This window comes from Pseudomonas inefficax (genome assembly GCF_900277125.1).
In the GTDB taxonomy this organism is placed as follows: domain Bacteria; phylum Pseudomonadota; class Gammaproteobacteria; order Pseudomonadales; family Pseudomonadaceae; genus Aquipseudomonas; species Aquipseudomonas inefficax.
This window is the reverse complement of the sequence record NZ_OPYN01000240.1, coordinates 26,201-44,126: the sequence shown is the minus strand read 5'-3', so window position 1 is coordinate 44,126 and position 17,926 is coordinate 26,201. Positions and strand designations below refer to the sequence as shown.

Below are 17,926 nucleotides of genomic sequence, written 5' to 3'. Positions count from 1 at the left end.
AGCGGGTTTACCCGCGAACACGGGCGAAGTCCGTGCCATCCACCGCGTTGCCTGCTTCGCGGGTGAACCCGCTCCCACAATGTCCTGCGTGCGCCGCCAATATGTGTCACCAGCGCGGAACTCTCAGTGATATGTATATGCAATAAAGATATTTATTAAAAAGTTTTTAGATCATTAGAGTCTAGCTACCGTGCCCACGCGCACTCGGCAGATCTGCTTAACCATGACCCTCGACATCGCATTCATCCTCGGCACACTGCCCGCCTTCCTCAAGGCCGTGGGCGTGACCCTGCAGGTCGGCCTGATCGCCATCGCCACCTCGCTGCTGGTCGCCGTGGTCAATGCCACACTGCTGGTATTGCGCACCCCATACCTGTGGCGCCTGGTGAAAGCCTACGTGGAACTGGCCCGCAACACTCCACTGCTGATCCAGCTGTTCTTCGTCTACTTTGCCTTGCCCAGCCTGGGCCTGAAGATTTCCGGTTTTGCCGCCGCGATCATCACCATGACCTTCATGGGCGGTGCCTACCTTACCGAGGTGCTGCGTGCCGGCATCGAAGCCGTGCCCCGTGCCCAGTTGGAATCCGGGCGTTCCATCGGCCTTTCCGAAGGCCAGCTGCTGCGCCACGTGGTGCTGCCCCAGGCCGGCATCCTCAGCCTGCCGGCGCTGTTCGCCAACTTCATCTTCCTGCTCAAGGAAACCACCGTGGTGTCGGCGGTGGCCGTGCCGGAAATCCTCTACACCACCAAGAACTACATCGCGCTGTACTACAAGACCTATGAAATGCTCACCGTGCTGACCCTGCTCTGCGTGCTGCTGTTCCTGCCGCTGTCGTTGTTGCTGCGCTATGTCGAAAGGAGGCTGCAACATGGCCAGTTCGGCGTCTGAACTGCTGCTGCAGGCATCGCCGCAGCTGGCTGGCGGTGCGGCGCAGACCTTGGCCATCTCAGCGCTGGGCATCCTCTTCGCGACGCTGGGCGGTGTGCTCTATGGTGTGCTGGCAACCTTGGGCAACCGGGCCTTGAACATTGCCTTGCAGGTGTACCTGGAGCTGTTCCGTGCCATCCCGGTGCTGGTCTGGCTGTACCTAGTGTTCTTCGGCCTGCCGATTTTCCTTGCCTTGAGCATCCCCAGCTTCTGGTGCGCGGTGCTGGTGCTGGGCCTGTGGGGTGCCAGCGAGGTGGGCGAGGTGGTGCGTGGCGCGCTGCGTTCGCTGCCGCGCGGCCAGCGCGAGGCGGGGCTGTCGATCGGCCTGGCCGGCTGGCAGCTGTATGGCTACGTGCTGTTGCCACAGGCGCTCAAGCGCATGACCCCGCCGACCATCAACATTTACACCCGGATCATCAAGACCAGTTCGCTGGCGGTGCTGATCGGCGTGGTCGAGGTCATCAAGGCCGGCCAGCAGATCATCGAGCGTACCTACGAATCGGTGCTGATCTACGGCGTCTTGTTCCTGTTCTTCTTCATCGTCTGTTATCCGCTGTCCGCCGCTTCGCGCGCGCTGGAACGCCGCTGGGCACACTCATGAGCGCATTGATCGAATTCCACGGCTTCAACAAGTTCTTTGGCGAGCATCAGGTGCTCAAGGATGTCGACCTTCAGGTGGCGGCCGGTGAGGTGGTGGTCATCCTCGGCCCCAGCGGCTGTGGCAAGAGCACGCTGTTGCGCTGCCTCAACGGCCTGGAGCAGGCCCACGGCGGCCACCTGCGTCTGGCCGGGCAGGAGCTGCTCGACCCGCGCACCGATTGGCGCGAAATCCGCCAGCGGGTCGGCATGGTGTTCCAGAGCTATCACCTGTTCGGTCACATGAGCGTGATCGACAACCTGCTGCTTGGCCCGCTCAAGGTGCAAAAGCGCGAGCGCGCCGAAGCGCAGGCCCAGGCCGAGGCGCTGCTGGCGCGGGTCGGTCTGCTGGACAAGCGCGATGTCTTTCCCCGGCAGTTATCCGGAGGCCAGCAGCAGCGCATCGCCATCGTGCGGTCGCTGTGCATGAACCCCGAGGTGATGCTGTTCGACGAAGTTACCGCAGCCCTTGACCCGGAAATGGTCAAGGAAGTGTTGCAGGTCATTCAGGGTCTGGCCCGCGACGGCATGACCTTGCTCATCGTTACCCACGAAATGGCCTTCGCTCGCGCGGTGGCCGACCGCATCGTGTTCATGGAGGCCGGCAGGATCCTTGAACAGGGCGACCCCGAGAGCTTCTTCACCCGACCGCGGACCGCACGCGCGCAGCAGTTCCTGGAGAAATTCTCCTTCGTAGAAAGCCTGCCGAAAACACTGCACAAGGAACTGTCATGAAAACTGCCAACCTCACCAAACTGCTGGCGCCGTTGTTCGGCCTGGCCCTGCTGGCCGGCTGCAACAAGGCTGAAGAACCACCCAAGCCCGCGGCGGCCTCGCCGGCCACCAGCTATCTGGAAACCATCAAGGCTCGCGACAAGCTGATTGTCGGGGTGTTCACCGACAAGCCACCGTTCGGTTTCGTCGATGAGCAGGGCCGCTATGTGGGTTTTGACACCGACATTGGCCGGCGCCTGGCCAAGGACCTGTTGGGTGATGAAAACAAGATCGAGTTCGTTGCCGTGGAGCCGGCCAGCCGTATCCCGTTCCTGCAGAGCGACAAGGTCGACCTGATTCTCGCCAACATGACCGTGACCCCGGAGCGCAAGGAAGCGGTGGACTTCACCAACCCCAACCTGCGCGTTGCCGTGCAGGCCATCGTTGCGGATGGTAGCCCGGTGCAGAAGCTCGACGACCTGGCTGACAAGACCATCATCGTCACCACCGGCACTACCGCTGATATCTGGCTGACCAAGAACCACCCGGACTGGAAACTGCTCAAGTTCGAGAAGAACAGCGAGTCGCTGCAGGCGCTGGCCACCGGGCGTGGTGATGCCTATGCCCAGGACAACCTGATTCTGTTCAGCTGGGCCAAGCAGAACCCGGGGTACCGCGTGCTGCCTGAGCTGCTGGGTGACGAGGCCCCAATTGCACCGGCGGTGAAAAAGGGCAATACCGAGCTGCGTGACTGGGTGAATGCCGAGTTGGCCAAACTGGGGGAAGAGAAGTTTCTGCTGAAGCTGTATGACCAGTATGTGCGTAAGGAACTGAGCGATGACACCAAGCCGGAAAGCGTGATCGTCGAAGGGGGCAAGTGGCAGGGATAATCGAGTAAGGGGGCCGCTTTGCGGCCCATTCGCAGCACAAGGCTGCTCCTACAGGGATCGCGGTCTCTTGTAGGAGCAGCCTTGTGCTGCGAATGGGCTGCATGGCAGCCCCTTTACTGAGCCGGCACCAGGCGCAAGGTACTCTGCGCCGGAATCACCCCCATCTGCGCCTTCTGGTAACGCCCCTGCACATACCCTTCGGCCTGATCCGCATAATGCCTGTCGAACGGCACGCCACTCTGCCCGACCGGGTTGCTGGTCAGCGCCTGCCCGGCATCGGCAAAATCGATCAGCCGCCGCGTCGACGGCCCGTAGGTTACCGGCCACGGTGCCGGGCCGATCTTCGCTGACAGGTTGTTCGGCACTTCATGGGTGCCGGGCGCAGCGAACGGCCCGACGTTGAACAACAGGTTCAGTGGCTTTTTCACCCCAAGCGGGTGGTTGTGGGTCAGGGTGTGGGCCTTGCCCCATTGCCAGCTGGCCGGATCATCGCCCAGGGTCTCCCGCAGATGCTTCAGGCTGTTCCGCCACGCCGTGCGCACGACCGCAGTGCGATCGGTACGCTGGTTGCTACCGCGGGTGTTCCACCAGGGCGAATCGGCATCCGCCGCCAGGCGCGGCAGGGCGGCGTCGATGGCGCGGGTGCTGATCAGCACCGGGAACCAGGTGTCGCCCAGTTCGTCATGCAGGGCGGCGAACGCCAGCTCGTAGAGGAACTGGTTGAACAGCGTGGCGCTGGTCGAGTCGATGGGGTAGTCGCCGCCCCAGGCTGCCAGTTGCTCGACCAGTTCCTTCTCTTCATCACCTTCGGCCACTGCGCGCAGTGTTGCCAGCAGCGGTGCAAGGGTGCGCGGGCCATGGTCGCTGGCAGTGTCCAGCTGCAGCGCCTGGCTGTTCTGGGTATCCCACTTCACATCGGGGTTGGCCAGGTGGCGGTCGAGCTGGCGGCCTCGGTCCGGCAGGTTGTAGTAACCGGGTATCGGCACCGCCGCTGGAGGCTGGTAATTGGCAGAGACGATGTAGCCGCTCGCCGGGTTCTCCTGCTGCGGGTTGACACTGAAGGGATAGAAACCGAGCTTGTCCGCCTGCGCACTGGCACCGTCGAGGATGAACGCTGGATCGACGCCATCGGGGCGCATCGGCAGCTGCGCCGCCGCCCACCAGCCGATATCGCCACGGGCATTGGCCCAGACCAGGTTCAGCCCCGGCGCATGTACCTTGCTTGCGGCCTCGCGCATCTTGCCCAGGGTATCGGCGCGGTTGAGCTGGTAGAAGCCGTCGAGAATCGGGTTTTCAGTTTCCAGGAACGCCCACCACATGGCGATTGGCGTAGGGCCGGCAGTGGCGCCCAGCACGTCGTTGACGATCGGGCCGTGGGGCGAGCGGCGCAGGCTGAGGGTGACTGGCGCCTCACCTTTGACGGCGATCTGCTGCTCGGACTTTTCCAGCGCCTGCCATTTGCCATCGACCATCACCTGGTTGGCATCGGCCGGGTTGGTGCGCTCGGCGATCAGGTCGACGTCGTCGTTCTGGAACATGGTCAGGCTCCAGCCGAAATCGCGGTTGTGACCGAGCAGGGCGAACGGGTTGAGCGCCTGGAAGTAGCCATACAGGTTGAAGCCCGGCGCCGACAGCTCGGCCTCGTACCACACCGCCGGCACCGCAAAACCGATGTGTGGATCGCCGGCCAGCAACGGCCTGCCGCTGCGGGTGCGGTTGCCGGCCACAGCCCAGGCGTTGCTGCCTTCGAATTGCGGGATGCCAGCATCGCCCAGTGCATCCTGGCTGAGGCGCGCGAGGGCCTCCAGGCTTTGCCAGTCGGCAGCGGCCAACGGAGTAACGAGGGCGCCCTCGGGCTGCCAGGCGAGATCGAAGATGTTCAGGTATTCAGGGCCGAGCTGGTCGCGGATGTAGGTGAGCGCGGGCTCGGTGCGAAACGCGGCGGCAAAGCTGTAGGCCAGGTAGCCGGCGATGCTCAGGGTGTCTTCGGCGGTGAATGGGCGAGGGGCAATGCCGAGCACGTCGAATTCGATGGGCTTGGGGTGGCTGGCTTGCCAGCTGTTCACTCCGTCGAGGTAGGCCTGCAGGGCTTGCCAGGCGGGTGACTGGCGGTCCTGACGCTTGGCCATCAGTGCTGCCTGTTCGCGAATGCGCAGGCTGCGGAACAGGGTGTCGGTGGGCACCAACTTGTCGCCCAGCACCTCGGCCAGCTCGCCACGGGCCAGGCGGCGCAGGATTTCCATCTGGAACAGCCGGTCCTGGGCATGCACGTAACCGAGGGCACGGTACAGGTCCGGCTCGCTCTGCGCCTGCAGGTGCGGCACGCCACGGGCGTCGTAGCGCACACTGACCGGCGCCTGCAGGCCGGCGATGGCCATCTCGCCCTCGCGTTGCGGCAGCTTGCCCTGCACATACCAGTATCCGGCGCCGGCGGCCACGGCAACCACCACGGCCAACAGGGTCAGGCTGCGCTTCATGCAGGCTCCTTGTGCGTTCAAGCGAAAAATGTGGTCCGATGATCGGCGGATTCGCGAACAGAGCATAGCCCCACGAAGGAGTTTCCATGTCCCTCAGCGAAAAACAGAAAATGCTTGCAGGCCAGCTCTATCACGCTGGCTGCCCCGAGCTGCAGGCCGAGCAGATCGCCAACAAGCACTGGATGCACCGCTACAACAGCAGTGTCGAATTGCTCAACGACGCACGTCATGGGCTTCTGGTCGAGCACTTTGGCCAGGTCGGCGAAGGCGCGGTGATCCGCCCGCCGTTCTATTGCGACTATGGCTATAACATCAGCGTCGGCCGCAACACCTTCATGAACTTCAACTGCGTGATCCTCGATGTGCTGCCGGTGCGTATCGGTGATGACTGCCAGATCGGCCCCAACGTGCAGATCTATACCGCCGACCACCCGCTCGACCCCGAGGTGCGCCGCACAGGGCTGGAGAGCGGTCGGCCGGTGACCATCGGCAACAACGTGTGGATCGGCGGTGCGGCGATCATTCTGCCGGGGGTGACAATTGGCGATAACGCCGTGGTGGGGGCTGGCAGTGTGGTCACCCGTGATGTGCCGGCAGGCGCGGTGGTGGTGGGCAACCCTGCACGGGTGCGTCAGCCGGCCCAGGGGCAGTAACAGCCCACCGCCAGGGTATTGGAGGCATTCACCTGGCGGCCATCGAGTAGTGCCTTGAGGATCGGCTCGATGAAGCTGTTGCTGGCGTTGCACACCGCGCCTTCGCTATAGGGGCCGAAGTAGGCCAGGTGGCCTTGCCGGTCCCAGATGGCCACTGCCGGGGAGGCGGGCAGGTGTTCGCTGCCGGGCATGCTGGCGAGTGGCTTGAGGGCGGTGAGGTTGGCGGGCAGCTGGCCGTGGCTGTCGGGCTTTTGCAGCACGTGGAAGCTCACACCCTGGCTGGCGAACTGGTTGGCCAGGTCGCCCAGGTGCTGCTGGTTGCCGACGTTGCACGGGCAGGCCGGGTCCCAGAAGTGCACTACCCGGATCGGGCCGGGGCCGGCCAGTTCGGCGGGTAACTGCAGCTGGCTGCCGTCGAACAGCGTGGCTTGGTTGTCGAACGGGCGCAGGTAGCGGGCCTGGAAGGTGGAGTAGGCCTGCCAGAGGGTGACGGCGCCGACCAGGAGGGCGATTGCCGTGCACAGCTGTTTGATGATCCGAGTCTTCATGAATTTCCCGCGGCCCCTGTAGGAGCGGCCTTGTGTCGCGAAAGGGGTGCGAAGCGCCCCCGGTATTTGTGCATCAAGCTGATATCGCTGGGGCCGCATTGCGGCCCTGTCGCGACACAAGGCCGCTCCTACAAGGGGGCGGTGCTGGTGGTTCGAAGGTGAGCAAGCTTGCCACGACGCCGGCCAGAGCTGAGTATCCCAGATCAATACTTGCTTCACTGTGGATGTACTAGATGCCCGCTGCCTTTCACCCTGACCTCCTGCGCACCAGCCTGGCGCCGCTGACCGCTCGCCAGCCGTTGTCGGCACAGGCGCACGACTACCAGCGCTTCTATGGCCTGAACCTGCCGGCACAGAGCTGGCTGGGCGGCTTCCAGGCCGCGGGGTTCGACTTGGTCGGGCAGGTCTGGTTACCCGAGCAACCCACGGCGACGCTGTTCCTGCTGCACGGCTACTACGACCATATGGGCCTTTACCGGCATGTAATCGATTGGGCGCTCAATCAGGGTTTCGCCGTGATCAGTTGCGACCTGCCCGGTCATGGCCTGTCCAGCGGCGAGCGGGCGAGCATCAGTGATTTTGCGATTTACCAGCAAGTGCTGGCGGCTTTGTTCGAACAAGCGCGCACGCTGCAAATGCCGCGTCCCTGGCATCTCTGCGGGCAAAGCACCGGTGGCGCCATCGCCGTGGACCACCTGCTGCACCAGGGCGCGCGCAGCCCCATCGATGGCCAGGTCATCCTGTTGGCGCCGCTGGTGCGGCCCTGTGCCTGGCGCTGGTCGAAGCTGAGCTATCGCGTGTTGCGTCATTTCGTGAATGGCATCGAACGGCGCTTCAGCGAGAACACCAATGACCCGACCTTCCTGCCGTTCCTCGAAGCCGATCCGCTGCAACCGCGCCGCCTGCCTACAGCCTGGGTGGGCGCCTTGATTGCCTGGGTCAAACGCATCGAGGCTGCGCCGCGCAGCACGCGGCGGCCATTGATCGTGCAAGGAGAAGCGGATGGCACGGTGGACTGGCCGTACAACCTCGAAGTACTCAAGGCCAAATTCGCCGAACCGCAGATTCTGATGCTGCCCGAGGCCCGTCACCACTTGGCCAACGAGCTGCCGGGCATTCGCCAGCGCTACTTCGACTTCATCGACCAGCGCCTGGGCTGATCACTTCAGGTCGCTGCTGCTCTGGCCAACCGCCAGGCCTGCACGAACGGCGGCCAGGGCGGCCTGGTAGTAAGCCTTGCCGTCGGGCGACTCGGCAAAGGTGGCGAACTCTTCCAGCTCGGCATCGGACAGGTCACGGTAGACATACAGCAACGTGTTGTTGAGGTCTTCGCCGATCTGGCTCATCAGACGCTGGCGCTGACCATCGAGCAGACCCTGGGCCTGACCGCCGCCGAACAGGCCGGGGATCATCGAGCTGAGGCTGTCGGCGGCCACGCCAGCGATGGCCAGGCTCACTTCGGCGCCGGCTTCGCGCGCCGGCAGGGCCTGGGCCAGGTGCCCGATTATCAGCAGGCGATCATCGCTGGCCTGGATCTTCGGCAAGCCCTTGGCATTCCTGGCCAGCTCGTCCTTGCGTGTGGCCTTGAGCTCGGCAGCCACCACCTTGCGCCCCAGCGGCGAGCGGAAGAAGGCCAGCGCCGGTGCCGGGTTGGCCAAGGTTGCGCGCAGCTGCGCCTGGGCGCGACGGTCCACCGCCTGGGCCTGGAAGCGCTGGTTGCTGTTGTTTACCAGTGCCTGGTACACGGCAGGTGGCAAACTGTTGCGGTAGCGCTCCTGGGCGGCGGTCAGGGCATCATTGAAATGGGCGCGCTGGTCGGGCCAGCCGGCGGCCTTGTACAGTTGATCCAGGTTGTCTGCCCAGACAGGCACGGTGCAGATCATCAGCAGAATCAGGGAAAACAGACGGCGCATTCAGGACTCCTGTCGGCAGGTGGCTATTGTCCGTGGCCGGGCGCCGGTTTGTCGAGATATCCGCATGCTTCTCGGCCAAGTGGCGCTGTGCGCCGGCATGGCTAATGGATATGATGCGCGCCATGCACACCTCCCCTGAACACCCGATGCTTGCGGCCGTCGTCGACGATCTGGCCACCCATGGCTGGTCCCAGCAGGCGCTTTTTCTGCCTGCCGACCTGGTGCGCGCGCTTGCGGCCGAGTGCCGGCGCCGTGATGCCGAAGGCGAACTCAACCCGGCAGGGGTTGGGCGCGGGGCTGCCCAGGAGGTGCGCGAGGCCATTCGCGGCGACCAGATCCAGTGGATCGACCCTGGCCAGGCCGAGGCCTGCGACCAGTACCTTGGCGCCATGGACCAGCTGCGCCAGGCCATCAACCAGGGCCTGTTCCTCGGCCTGGAGGACTTCGAGTGCCATTTTGCGCTGTACCCGCCGGGGGCATTCTATCGCCGGCATCTTGACCGCTTCCGCGACGATGACCGGCGCATGGTGTCGGCAGTCCTGTACCTGAATGAAGGCTGGCAGCCGCAGGACGGTGGCCAGTTGCGCATGTTCCTGGCGGACGGCGTCGAGCATGATGTCGAGCCCGTGGCGGGCTGCCTGGTGGTTTTCCTCTCGGGCGAGGTGCCTCATGAGGTGCTGCCGGCTGGGCGTGAGCGGCTTTCGTTGACCGGCTGGTTCCGGCGCCGTGGCAATGACCCGTTCTGATTTGCCCAAGGTGCTGGTCAGCGCCTGCCTGCTGGGGCAGCCAGTGCGCTATGACGGCCGCGCCAGTGGCCACCCCGACCTGTTGCAGCGCTGGCAGGCCGAAGGGCGCGTGGTGCCTTTGTGCCCGGAAGTGGCGGGTGGCTTGCCGACCCCACGGCCGCCTGCAGAGATACCGGGCGGGCAGGGCGCTGAGGTGCTCGACGGCGGCGCGCAAGTGCTTACGGTGACGGGCGAGGATGTCAGCGCCGAGTTTCTGGCCGGGGCGCAGCGGGCGCTTGAACTGGTGCGCCGGCATGGTATTCGTGTGGCGGTGCTGAAGGCGGGTAGCCCTTCGTGTGGCAACCGGCTGACCTACGACGGCACGTTCAGTGGTGTGAAGGTGGCCGGGGAAGGGGTGACCACGGCGTTGCTGCGGCGGGCGGGGGTGCAGGTGTTCAGCGAGCTGGAGCTGGAGCAGGCACAGCGGGCCTTGGAGTAATCCTGTACCGGCCCTTTCGCGGGTGAACCCGCTCCCACAGGTTCTCCACAGCCCTCAAGGCTTGTGATGTCCCTGTGGGAGCGGGTTCACCCGCGAAGAGGCCGGTACAGGCAGCAAAAATCCTCAAAAATCCTATTGCCCGGACGCAGTCTCAGGCACACCCTTGAACCACTTCTGCTCAAGCTCGGCAGTTCGCCCGTTGTCCTTGAGCCGCTGCAGTGCATTGTTCACCGCGCTCTCGAATGCCGGGTTGTCCTTCTGGAACGGGATCACCAACTGCTTCTCGCCGAATGGCAGGCTCACATCGAGCGGGCCGTCACCCTTGGGCGATTCGCTCGACGGGGTCAGTGCTATGTCGTACTTGCCAGCCTCGACACCCGGCAGCACCTCAGCGGCAGGGGCTTCGATGAATTCGGCGCGCAGGTCCAGTTCCTTGGCCAGCGCCTGGCCGAAGTCGATCTCGAAGCCGCTCAGGTGGTCGTTTTCCTTGAATGCGTACGGCGAGTTGTCGGCCTGCACGGCAATGCGCAGTTCACCCCGGTCGGCAATATCATCAATCAGCTCGGCCTGAGCCAATGGCGTGATCAGTACCGCCAGCATTACCCCAATGGTCGTACGCATGAAAAGCCCCTCTTTGGCAGATGAATAACCTTCGCCACGGCTTTCTTCCTCGCCATGGTCGAGCGCAGCCTATGACCTTGAAGCCTCGGCATTGTTTAACCCTGATTGAAATATTTCTGCCCGACGATGTGAACATCTGGGCATACATATCAACTAAGGTGAACCACCGCCGCCACTGGAATACTGGCGGCGGTCAATAAGTGAATCACAGGAGAAGTGAATGAACAGCCTATTTTCGCGTGCTGCCGTTGCTGGTCTGTTGATGGGAGCGTCAATGTTCGCCAGTGCCGCAGACGCCCTGAAAAGCCAGGAGCCGCCCAAGGAGGCCAAGGTCTTCATCGTTTCCCCCGCCGATGGCGCCACGGTCGACAGGACCTTCACCGTCAAGTTCGGCATCGAGGGCATGGCGCTCAAGCCTGCGGGTGACAGCACCCCGCACACCGGGCACCACCACCTGCTGGTGGACGTGGATAAAGAGCCGGTAGCCGACATGGCGCTGCCGACCAGCCTGATGCCACAGGCCGGCACCGCATTGCCGGATGGCCCGCAAGTGCTGCACTTCGGCAAGGCGCAGACCGAAACCAGCATTACCCTGACCCCGGGCAAGCACACCCTGCAACTGGTGCTGGGTGACCAGTATCACGTGCCGTTCAAGCCGAGCGTCGTGTCGCAGAAGATTACTGTCGACGTGAAATAGGTGTTGGATTCTTCGCGGGTAAACCCGCTCCCACAGGATCACCACTGGCTTCGAGGCTTGTGGGGGCCCTGTGGGAGCGGGCAAGCCCGCGAAGCAGGCGACACCAATGTCACAAGCATAAAAAAGGGAGGCCACCAGGGCCTCCCTTTTTTCATGCCGCCAGCAAACTTAGAACAGGACGCGGGAACGGATGGTGCCTTTGACCTGTTGCAGCTTCTCTTGCGCCAGGTCGGAATACTCGGCGTCAACATCGATCACCACGTAACCGACTTTCTCGTTGGTCTGCAGGAACTGACCGGAGATGTTGATGCCGTTCTCGGCGAAGACCTTGTTGATCTCGCTGAGCACGCCTGGGATGTTTTCGTGGATGTGCAGCAGGCGGTGCTTGCCCGGGTGCGCCGGCAGGGCCACTTCCGGGAAGTTGACCGAGGATACCGAGGTACCGTTGTCGCTGTACTTGACCAGCTTCTCGGCAACTTCCAGGCCGATGTTGGCCTGGGCTTCGGCAGTGGAACCACCGATGTGCGGGGTCAGGATCACGTTGTCCAGGCCACGCAGCGGGCTTTCGAACTGCTCGTCGTTGGAGCGTGGTTCGACCGGGAACACGTCGATGGCGGCACCGATCAGGTGTTGGTCCTTGATAGCGGCGGCCAGGTGGTCCAGCTCGACCACGGTGCCACGGGCAGCGTTGATCAGGATCGCGCCCTTCTTCATCGAGCGGATTTCCTTCTCGCCGATCATCCACTGGGTGGACGGCAGCTCAGGTACGTGCAGCGAAACGATGTCGGCCAGGCCCAGCAGCTCGTGCAGGCTGGTGACCTGCACGGCATTGCCCAGTGGCAGCTTGGTCAGCGGGTCGTAGAAATACACCTGCATGCCCATGTTCTCGGCCAGGACCGACAGCTGGGTGCCGATCGAGCCATAACCGACGATACCCAGCTTCTTGCCGCGGATTTCGAAGGAGTTGGCCGCGCTCTTGATCCAGCCGCCACGGTGGCAGGAAGCGTTCTTCTCGGGGATGCCGCGCAACAGCAGGATGGCTTCGGCCAGTACCAGTTCGGCTACCGAACGCGTGTTGGAGTATGGCGCGTTGAACACGGCGATACCGCGCTCGCGGGCAGCTTCCAGGTCGACCTGGTTGGTGCCGATGCAGAAGCAGCCAACAGCAACCAGTTTCTTGGCGCAGTCGAAGATCTCTTCGGTCAGCTGAGTGCGCGAACGGATGCCGATGAAGTGGGCATCGGCGATCTTTTCCTTCAGCTCGGCTTCCGGCAGCGAACCAGTGAGGTATTCGATGTTGGTGTAGCCGGCGGCCTTGAGGGTATCGACCGCGTTCTGGTGCACACCTTCAAGAAGAAGGAACCGGATCTTGCTCTTGTCGAGAGAAGTCTTGCTCATCTGCGTAAACCTGTATCCCGGAGAAAAAATGGCGAGGGTGATGCCAGGCGCAAAGGCAGCCTTAGCATGAACAGCGGGAGGGCTATGCTAGCATACGCGACACAATCTGAGCTTATCCCGACAGGTGAAGAGTGCTCAGGGTGACTATGAATAAGTCGAGAGTTCCAGCGATGACCCACCCCGCTGTAATTGATGAACTGATGACCCTTGTCGACCCTGGCAAGGTCCTGACCGACGCAGCCTCCCTGGAAGCCTATGGCAAGGATTGGACCAAGCATTACCCACCGGCGCCCAGCGCCATCGTTTTCCCCAAAACGGTGGAGCAGGTACAGGCGATCGTTCGCTGGGCCAATACGCACAAGGTGGCGCTGGTGCCGTCTGGCGGGCGTACTGGGCTATCCGCAGGCGCCGTGGCGGCCAATGGCGAAGTGGTGGTCGCTTTCGACTACATGAACCAGATACTCGGCTTCAATGCCTTCGATCGCACAGTGGTCTGCCAGCCAGGGGTGATTACCCGCCAGCTGCAAACCTTCGCCGAAGAACAGGGCCTGTATTACCCGGTGGACTTCGCCTCCAGCGGATCCAGCCAGATCGGCGGCAATATCGGCACCAATGCCGGCGGGATCAAGGTGATTCGCTACGGTATGACTCGCAACTGGGTGGCCGGGCTGAAAGTGGTCACTGGCAAGGGCGAGCTGCTGGAACTGAACAAGGACCTGATCAAGAACGCCACCGGCTACGACCTGCGCCAGCTGTTCATCGGTGCCGAAGGTACCCTGGGCTTCGTGGTCGAGGCCACCATGCGTCTGGACCGTGCGCCGCGCAACCTCACCGCGATGGTGCTGGGTACGCCGGACTTCGACTCGATCATGCCGGTGCTGCATGCCTTCCAGGGCAAGCTGGACCTGACCGCCTTCGAGTTCTTCTCCGACAAGGGCCTGGCCAAGATCCTGGCGCGTGGTGACGTGCCGGCGCCTTTCGAGACCGACTGCCCGTTCTACGCGCTGCTGGAGTTCGAGGCCAGCACCGAGGAGGTGGCCAACGAAGCCTTGGCTACCTTCGAGCACTGCGTCGAGCAGGGCTGGGTGCTGGACGGGGTGATGAGCCAGAGCGAGACCCAGCTGAAAAACCTGTGGAAACTGCGCGAGTACCTGTCGGAAACCATCTCGCACTGGACCCCGTACAAGAACGACATTTCTGTCACGGTCTCGAAAGTGCCAGCGTTTCTGCGCGATATCGACGCCATCGTCGCTGAGCATTACCCGGATTACGAAGTGGTGTGGTACGGCCACATCGGTGACGGCAACCTGCACCTGAACATTCTCAAGCCCGAGCACATGAGCAAGGACGACTTCTTCGCCTCGTGCACCAAGGTCAACAAGTGGGTGTTCGAGATCGTCGAGCGCTACAACGGCTCGATCTCCGCCGAGCATGGTGTGGGCATGACCAAGCGTGACTACCTGAGCTACAGCCGCTCGCCCGAAGAAATCGCCTGCATGAAGGCAATAAAGGCCGTGTTCGACCCTAACGGCATCATGAATCCGGGTAAGATCTTCGCACCTGAATAGAAAGCAGCATCCAGAGGAGTCGGCCATGAGTTACCAGCACCAGTACGTAGACGGCACACGCATTCACTTCCCGTTGGGCAAGGTGGTGTGCATCGGCCGTAACTATGCCGAGCATGCCAAGGAACTGGACAACCCGATTCCCTCCGAACCGCTGCTGTTCATCAAGCCGGGCAGCTGCGTGGTGCCGGCCGAGGGAGGCTTCAAGATTCCGGTCGAGCGTGGCTCGGTGCACTATGAGGCGGAAATTGCCGTGCTGCTGGGCAAGCCGCTGTCGACTCATCCGAGCGAGGAGGAGGTGCTGGATGCCATTTCCGGTTACGCCCCGGCGCTGGACCTGACCCTGCGCGATGTGCAAGCCAAGCTGAAGGAAAAGGGCCTGCCCTGGGAGCTGGCCAAGTGCTTCGACGGCGCCTGCGTACTGCCGCCGTTCGTGTCGGCTGCCAGCTTCGAGGATGTACGCGACATCCCGGTGCGCCTGACCGTCAACGGCGAAGTTCGCCAGGATGGCAGCAGCGCGATGATGCTTAACCCGATCGTGCCGATGATCCAGCACATGGCCGCGCATTTTTCGCTGCAGGCCGGGGATGTGATCCTCACCGGCACCCCGGCTGGCGTAGGGCCGTTCAATGTCGGTGACGAAGTGGTGCTCGAGCTGCCGGGTGTGAGCCGCTTCGAAAGCCGGGTGCTCTGACTCGAAACCGCGTCGCCTTCTTCGCGGGTAAACCCGCTCCCACAGGAATTTCACCAGCCTCAGGCCTGTGGAGACCCCTGTGGGAGCGGGTTCACCCGCGAAGAGGCCGGTCCTGTTTACCGATTTTTCACACCCGATCAGGATAATGCGCGAACCTACGCCCATTCTCCTCAGGACCCCCGCATGCCATCACCCAGCGCCCCGGCAACCCCAAAGCGTCGTTTCTTCCTGCGCTGGCCCTTCGGCCTGGCCGTGGCAGCGGTAATCGGCTACGGCGTGGCCGTGGCCATGCACTGGGATGACCGCGGCGCGCTGTGGGTCAAGGAAAGCTTCGAAAGCACCGCCGAGCGCAGCGAAAGCGTATGGCTGCCGGACTACCAGGTCGACATCGATGCCAAGCCGCTGCCTGGCATGGACGATGATGAAGCTTCGGATGTGGCCTTCAACCCGCGTACCCGCACGCTGTTCGCAGTCATGGGCAAGAACCCGATCCTGGTCGAACTGAGCCTGGATGGCGATGTTCTGCGCAAGATCCCCCTCAACGGTTGGAACAACCCCGAAGGCGTTGCCGTGCTGGAAGACGGCTTCCTGGCAATCACCGATGAGCGCCTGCACGACCTGACCGTGGTCAAGGTGGATGCGCAGACCACCTCGTTGAACCATGATGATTTCCAGAGCCACGACCTGGGCCAGTCGGTGAAGAGCAACAAGGGCTTCGAGGCGGTGGCCTGGGACCCGCTGCGTCAGCGCCTGGTCATCGGCGAGGAGCGCCCGCCCAAGCTGTACACCTGGAACACCGATGGCCGTAGCCCGCTCACGGGCGAAAAGCAGCCGTTGCTCAGTGACGAACTGGACCTGCGCAACCTCTCGGCGCTGGGCGTCGACCCGCGTACCGGCCACCTGCTGGTACTTTCGGCCGATTCCAACATGCTCCTGGAGCTGGACGAGCAGGGCCAGCAAGTCAGCTTCATGACCTTGCTCGGCGGTTTCAACGGCCTGCAGGACACCATCCCGCGTGCCGAAGGGGTGGCCATGGATGACAAGGGCAACCTGTACATGGTCAGCGAACCGGCCCTGTTCTATCGCTTCAGAAAGAACTGAGCCCAATATCCGACTTTTCGGATGCTGGCATTAAGCTTTATTTCAGTTGTTCATGGTTAGATTCGCCACCCCCTGTGTCGAGTCTGCCCTCATGCGCCGTTTTGTTCGCCCGCTCCCTGTTCTGGCTGTCATCGGCCTGATCCTGCTCGGCTTGGCCGGGCAGGAGTTTCGCCTGTTCGAGCGTGGCTGGTTCAACCTCAAGGCCTGGTGGCAGCCCGCCGAGCAGAGCATCGGCCTGGACCGTTACCAGGTAGTGGTGGAGGCGCAGCCGGTTGAAGGGCTGGATGACGACATATCGGCGCTGACCTACGACCCCGATCGCAAGACCCTGTTTACTGTTACCAATGCCCGCTCGGAGCTGATCGAGCTGTCGCTGGACGGCCGCATCCTGCGCCGGGTACCGCTGACCGGCTTCGGCGACCCCGAAGCCGTGGAGTACGTCGGGCCCAACAGCTATGTAATCACCGACGAGCGTCAGCAGCGGCTGATTCGCGTGCGCCTGGAAGACGACACGATGTTCCTTGATGCCGGCGATGCCGAGCAGCTGACCCTGGGCATTGGCCTGAACGGCAACAAGGGCTTCGAGGGGCTGGCCTACGATTCGGCGGGCAAGCGCCTGTTCGTTGCCAAGGAGCGTGACCCGATGCTGATCTACGAGGTGCATGGCTTCCCGCACGACAAACCTGAGCAGCCTTATGCGGTGCATGTGGTGCAGGACCGCAAGCGCGATTCGCGGCTGTTCGTGCGGGACCTGTCGAGCTTGCAGTTCGATGAGCGCAGCGGGCACCTGCTGGCACTGTCGGACGAGTCGCGGCTGGTGCTGGAGCTGGATGTCGAGGGCCGGCCGCTGAGTACCATGTCGTTGCGCAAGGGGTTTCAGGGGTTGCAGGCGACGGTGCCGCAGGCGGAGGGGATTGCGATGGACGAGGCGGGGACCATCTATCTGGTCAGTGAGCCGAACCTGTTCTATGTGTTCAAACAGCCAGCAGAGTGAGCAGGTGGGGCTGCTTTGCAGCCCATCGCGACACAAGGCCGCTCCTACAGGAAATCGCGTACCCCTGTAGGAGCGGCCTTGTGTCGCGAAACGAGGGCGAAGCCCTCGCCGCAGGTTACTCGGCCTTGAGGCTCTTCACACCCTCAGAGGTACCCAGCAACAGCAAATCCGCCGGCCGCGCCGCGAACAGGCCGTTGGTCACCACGCCAACAATGGCGTTGATCTGCGCTTCCAGCTCCACCGGGTTGGTGATCTGCAGGTTGTGCACATCGAGGATCACGTTGCCGTTGTCGGTAACCACGCCCTCACGGTAAACCGGGTCACCACCCAGCTTGACCAACTGACGCGCCACGTGACTGCGGGCCATAGGGATCACTTCGACTGGCAGCGGGAAGGCGCCCAGCACCGGTACCAGCTTGCTGGCATCGGCGATGCAGATGAAGGTCTTGGCCACTGCAGCGACGATCTTCTCGCGGGTCAGGGCTGCACCGCCGCCCTTGATCAGGTTCAGGTGCGCGTCGCTCTCGTCGGCGCCGTCCACGTAGAACTCCAGTTCGCTGACGCTGTTCAGCTCGTAGACCGGGATACCATGGCCCTTCAGACGCTGGGCGGTAGCTTCGGAGCTGGCGACCGCGCCGTCGAAGGCGGTCTTGTGCTGAGCCAGGGCGTCGATGAAGAAGTTGGCGGTCGAACCGGTGCCGACGCCGACGACGCTCTTTTCATCCAGCTTGGGCAGAATGAAGTCGACAGCGGCCTGGGCGACGGCCTGTTTGAGTTGGTCCTGGGTCATGCGGGCTCCGAGAGGGGCAGGGCGGTTTTGAAAAGAGCCTAGTATAACGGCTCGGGCGGCTTTGCTGTGGTCGCCCGACGTAG

19 protein-coding genes are annotated in these 17,926 nt (G+C 63.0%); 13 read left to right on the top strand and 6 right to left on the bottom strand.

Features of this window, described 5'->3' with window-relative positions:
• Positions 1 to 223: 223 nt before the first annotated feature.
• From JV551A3_RS30020 to JV551A3_RS30005, 4 genes are read left to right on the top strand one after another with little or no spacing between them, the layout of a single operon-like run.
• On the top strand, positions 224 to 889 hold the full coding sequence (locus JV551A3_RS30020) for an amino acid ABC transporter permease (protein WP_133976178.1): 666 nt from the start codon (positions 224 to 226) through the stop codon (positions 887 to 889).
• The gene (locus tag JV551A3_RS30015) at positions 870 to 1,529 is read left to right on the top strand and encodes an amino acid ABC transporter permease (protein ID WP_133976176.1); all 660 of its coding nucleotides are present in this window, start codon (positions 870 to 872) and stop codon (positions 1,527 to 1,529) included. The genes JV551A3_RS30020 and JV551A3_RS30015 overlap by 20 nt, the downstream gene beginning before the upstream one ends.
• Positions 1,526 to 2,299: an amino acid ABC transporter ATP-binding protein gene (locus JV551A3_RS30010; RefSeq protein ID WP_133976174.1), complete on the top strand. Its 774-nt coding sequence runs from the start codon at positions 1,526 to 1,528 to the stop codon at positions 2,297 to 2,299. The genes JV551A3_RS30015 and JV551A3_RS30010 overlap by 4 nt, the downstream gene beginning before the upstream one ends.
• Entirely contained in the window at positions 2,296 to 3,168 is an 873-nt protein-coding gene (locus tag JV551A3_RS30005) for a transporter substrate-binding domain-containing protein (protein WP_133976172.1), read from the top strand. The genes JV551A3_RS30010 and JV551A3_RS30005 overlap by 4 nt, the downstream gene beginning before the upstream one ends.
• Before the next feature lie 113 nt (positions 3,169 to 3,281).
• Here JV551A3_RS30005 and JV551A3_RS30000 read toward each other — a convergent pair whose 3' ends face one another.
• Positions 3,282 to 5,645: a penicillin acylase family protein gene (locus JV551A3_RS30000; RefSeq protein WP_133976170.1), complete on the bottom strand. Its 2,364-nt coding sequence runs from the start codon at positions 5,643 to 5,645 to the stop codon at positions 3,282 to 3,284.
• An 86-nt stretch (positions 5,646 to 5,731) separates the two neighbouring features.
• Between JV551A3_RS30000 and JV551A3_RS29995 the strand changes: the two genes are divergently transcribed.
• On the top strand, positions 5,732 to 6,298 hold the full coding sequence (locus tag JV551A3_RS29995; RefSeq protein ID WP_133976168.1) for a sugar O-acetyltransferase: 567 nt from the start codon (positions 5,732 to 5,734) through the stop codon (positions 6,296 to 6,298).
• Here the strand turns inward: JV551A3_RS29995 and JV551A3_RS29990 are convergent.
• Entirely contained in the window at positions 6,277 to 6,846 is a 570-nt protein-coding gene (locus tag JV551A3_RS29990; protein ID WP_133976166.1) for a DUF6436 domain-containing protein, read from the bottom strand. The two genes, JV551A3_RS29995 and JV551A3_RS29990, sit on opposite strands and share 22 nt — an antisense overlap.
• 233 nt (positions 6,847 to 7,079) lie before the next feature.
• Here JV551A3_RS29990 and bipL point away from each other — a divergent pair, with 233 nt between their 5' ends.
• Positions 7,080 to 8,006, top strand: a complete 927-nt coding sequence (gene bipL, locus JV551A3_RS29985; RefSeq protein WP_133976164.1) for a phospholipase BipL — start codon at positions 7,080 to 7,082, stop codon at positions 8,004 to 8,006.
• On the opposite strand, the gene JV551A3_RS29980 is transcribed toward bipL, so the two are convergent.
• Complete coding sequence (locus tag JV551A3_RS29980; protein WP_112249767.1) at positions 8,007 to 8,759, bottom strand: DUF2059 domain-containing protein; 753 nt, start codon at positions 8,757 to 8,759, stop codon at positions 8,007 to 8,009.
• Positions 8,760 to 8,872: 113 nt separating this feature from the next.
• On the opposite strand from JV551A3_RS29980, the gene JV551A3_RS29975 reads away from it, so the two are divergent.
• Positions 8,873 to 9,505, top strand: a complete 633-nt coding sequence (locus JV551A3_RS29975; RefSeq protein ID WP_112249937.1) for a 2OG-Fe(II) oxygenase — start codon at positions 8,873 to 8,875, stop codon at positions 9,503 to 9,505.
• The gene (locus JV551A3_RS29970) at positions 9,492 to 9,983 is read left to right on the top strand and encodes a 2-thiouracil desulfurase family protein (protein ID WP_133976162.1); all 492 of its coding nucleotides are present in this window, start codon (positions 9,492 to 9,494) and stop codon (positions 9,981 to 9,983) included. Before JV551A3_RS29975 ends, JV551A3_RS29970 begins: the two co-directional genes overlap by 14 nt.
• Before the next feature lie 132 nt (positions 9,984 to 10,115).
• Here the strand turns inward: JV551A3_RS29970 and JV551A3_RS29960 are convergent, their stop codons facing one another.
• Positions 10,116 to 10,604, bottom strand: coding sequence for a substrate-binding periplasmic protein (locus JV551A3_RS29960; RefSeq protein WP_133979367.1), 489 nt, complete (start codon positions 10,602 to 10,604; stop codon positions 10,116 to 10,118).
• A gap of 220 nt (positions 10,605 to 10,824) precedes the next feature.
• Here JV551A3_RS29960 and JV551A3_RS29955 point away from each other — a divergent pair, with 220 nt between their 5' ends.
• Positions 10,825 to 11,301, top strand: coding sequence for a DUF4399 domain-containing protein (locus tag JV551A3_RS29955; protein WP_085621626.1), 477 nt, complete (start codon positions 10,825 to 10,827; stop codon positions 11,299 to 11,301).
• A gap of 168 nt (positions 11,302 to 11,469) precedes the next feature.
• On the opposite strand, the gene serA is transcribed toward JV551A3_RS29955, so the two are convergent.
• The gene (gene serA / locus JV551A3_RS29950) at positions 11,470 to 12,699 is read right to left on the bottom strand and encodes a phosphoglycerate dehydrogenase (protein WP_046613587.1); all 1,230 of its coding nucleotides are present in this window, start codon (positions 12,697 to 12,699) and stop codon (positions 11,470 to 11,472) included.
• 170 nt (positions 12,700 to 12,869) lie between these two features.
• Between serA and JV551A3_RS29945 the strand changes: the two genes are divergently transcribed.
• The 4 genes from JV551A3_RS29945 to JV551A3_RS29930 all read left to right on the top strand — a co-directional run bounded on the left by JV551A3_RS29945 (position 12,870) and on the right by JV551A3_RS29930 (position 17,053).
• Positions 12,870 to 14,267, top strand: coding sequence for an FAD-binding oxidoreductase (locus JV551A3_RS29945; RefSeq protein ID WP_133976158.1), 1,398 nt, complete (start codon positions 12,870 to 12,872; stop codon positions 14,265 to 14,267).
• Positions 14,268 to 14,292: 25 nt separating this feature from the next.
• On the top strand, positions 14,293 to 14,958 hold the full coding sequence (locus JV551A3_RS29940) for a fumarylacetoacetate hydrolase family protein (protein ID WP_133976156.1): 666 nt from the start codon (positions 14,293 to 14,295) through the stop codon (positions 14,956 to 14,958).
• A 183-nt stretch (positions 14,959 to 15,141) separates the two neighbouring features.
• A complete protein-coding gene (locus JV551A3_RS29935; protein ID WP_133976154.1) occupies positions 15,142 to 16,059 on the top strand; it encodes an SdiA-regulated domain-containing protein in 918 nt (305 codons plus the stop codon).
• Between the two features lie 91 nt (positions 16,060 to 16,150).
• Positions 16,151 to 17,053 carry an SdiA-regulated domain-containing protein gene (locus JV551A3_RS29930; RefSeq protein WP_133976152.1) on the top strand — a complete coding sequence of 301 codons (903 nt, stop codon included), beginning with the start codon at positions 16,151 to 16,153 and terminating at the stop codon, positions 17,051 to 17,053.
• Between the two features lie 115 nt (positions 17,054 to 17,168).
• Here JV551A3_RS29930 and rpiA read toward each other — a convergent pair whose 3' ends face one another.
• Entirely contained in the window at positions 17,169 to 17,843 is a 675-nt protein-coding gene (gene rpiA / locus JV551A3_RS29925) for a ribose-5-phosphate isomerase RpiA (protein ID WP_013974672.1), read from the bottom strand.
• Positions 17,844 to 17,926: the final 83 nt, after the last annotated feature.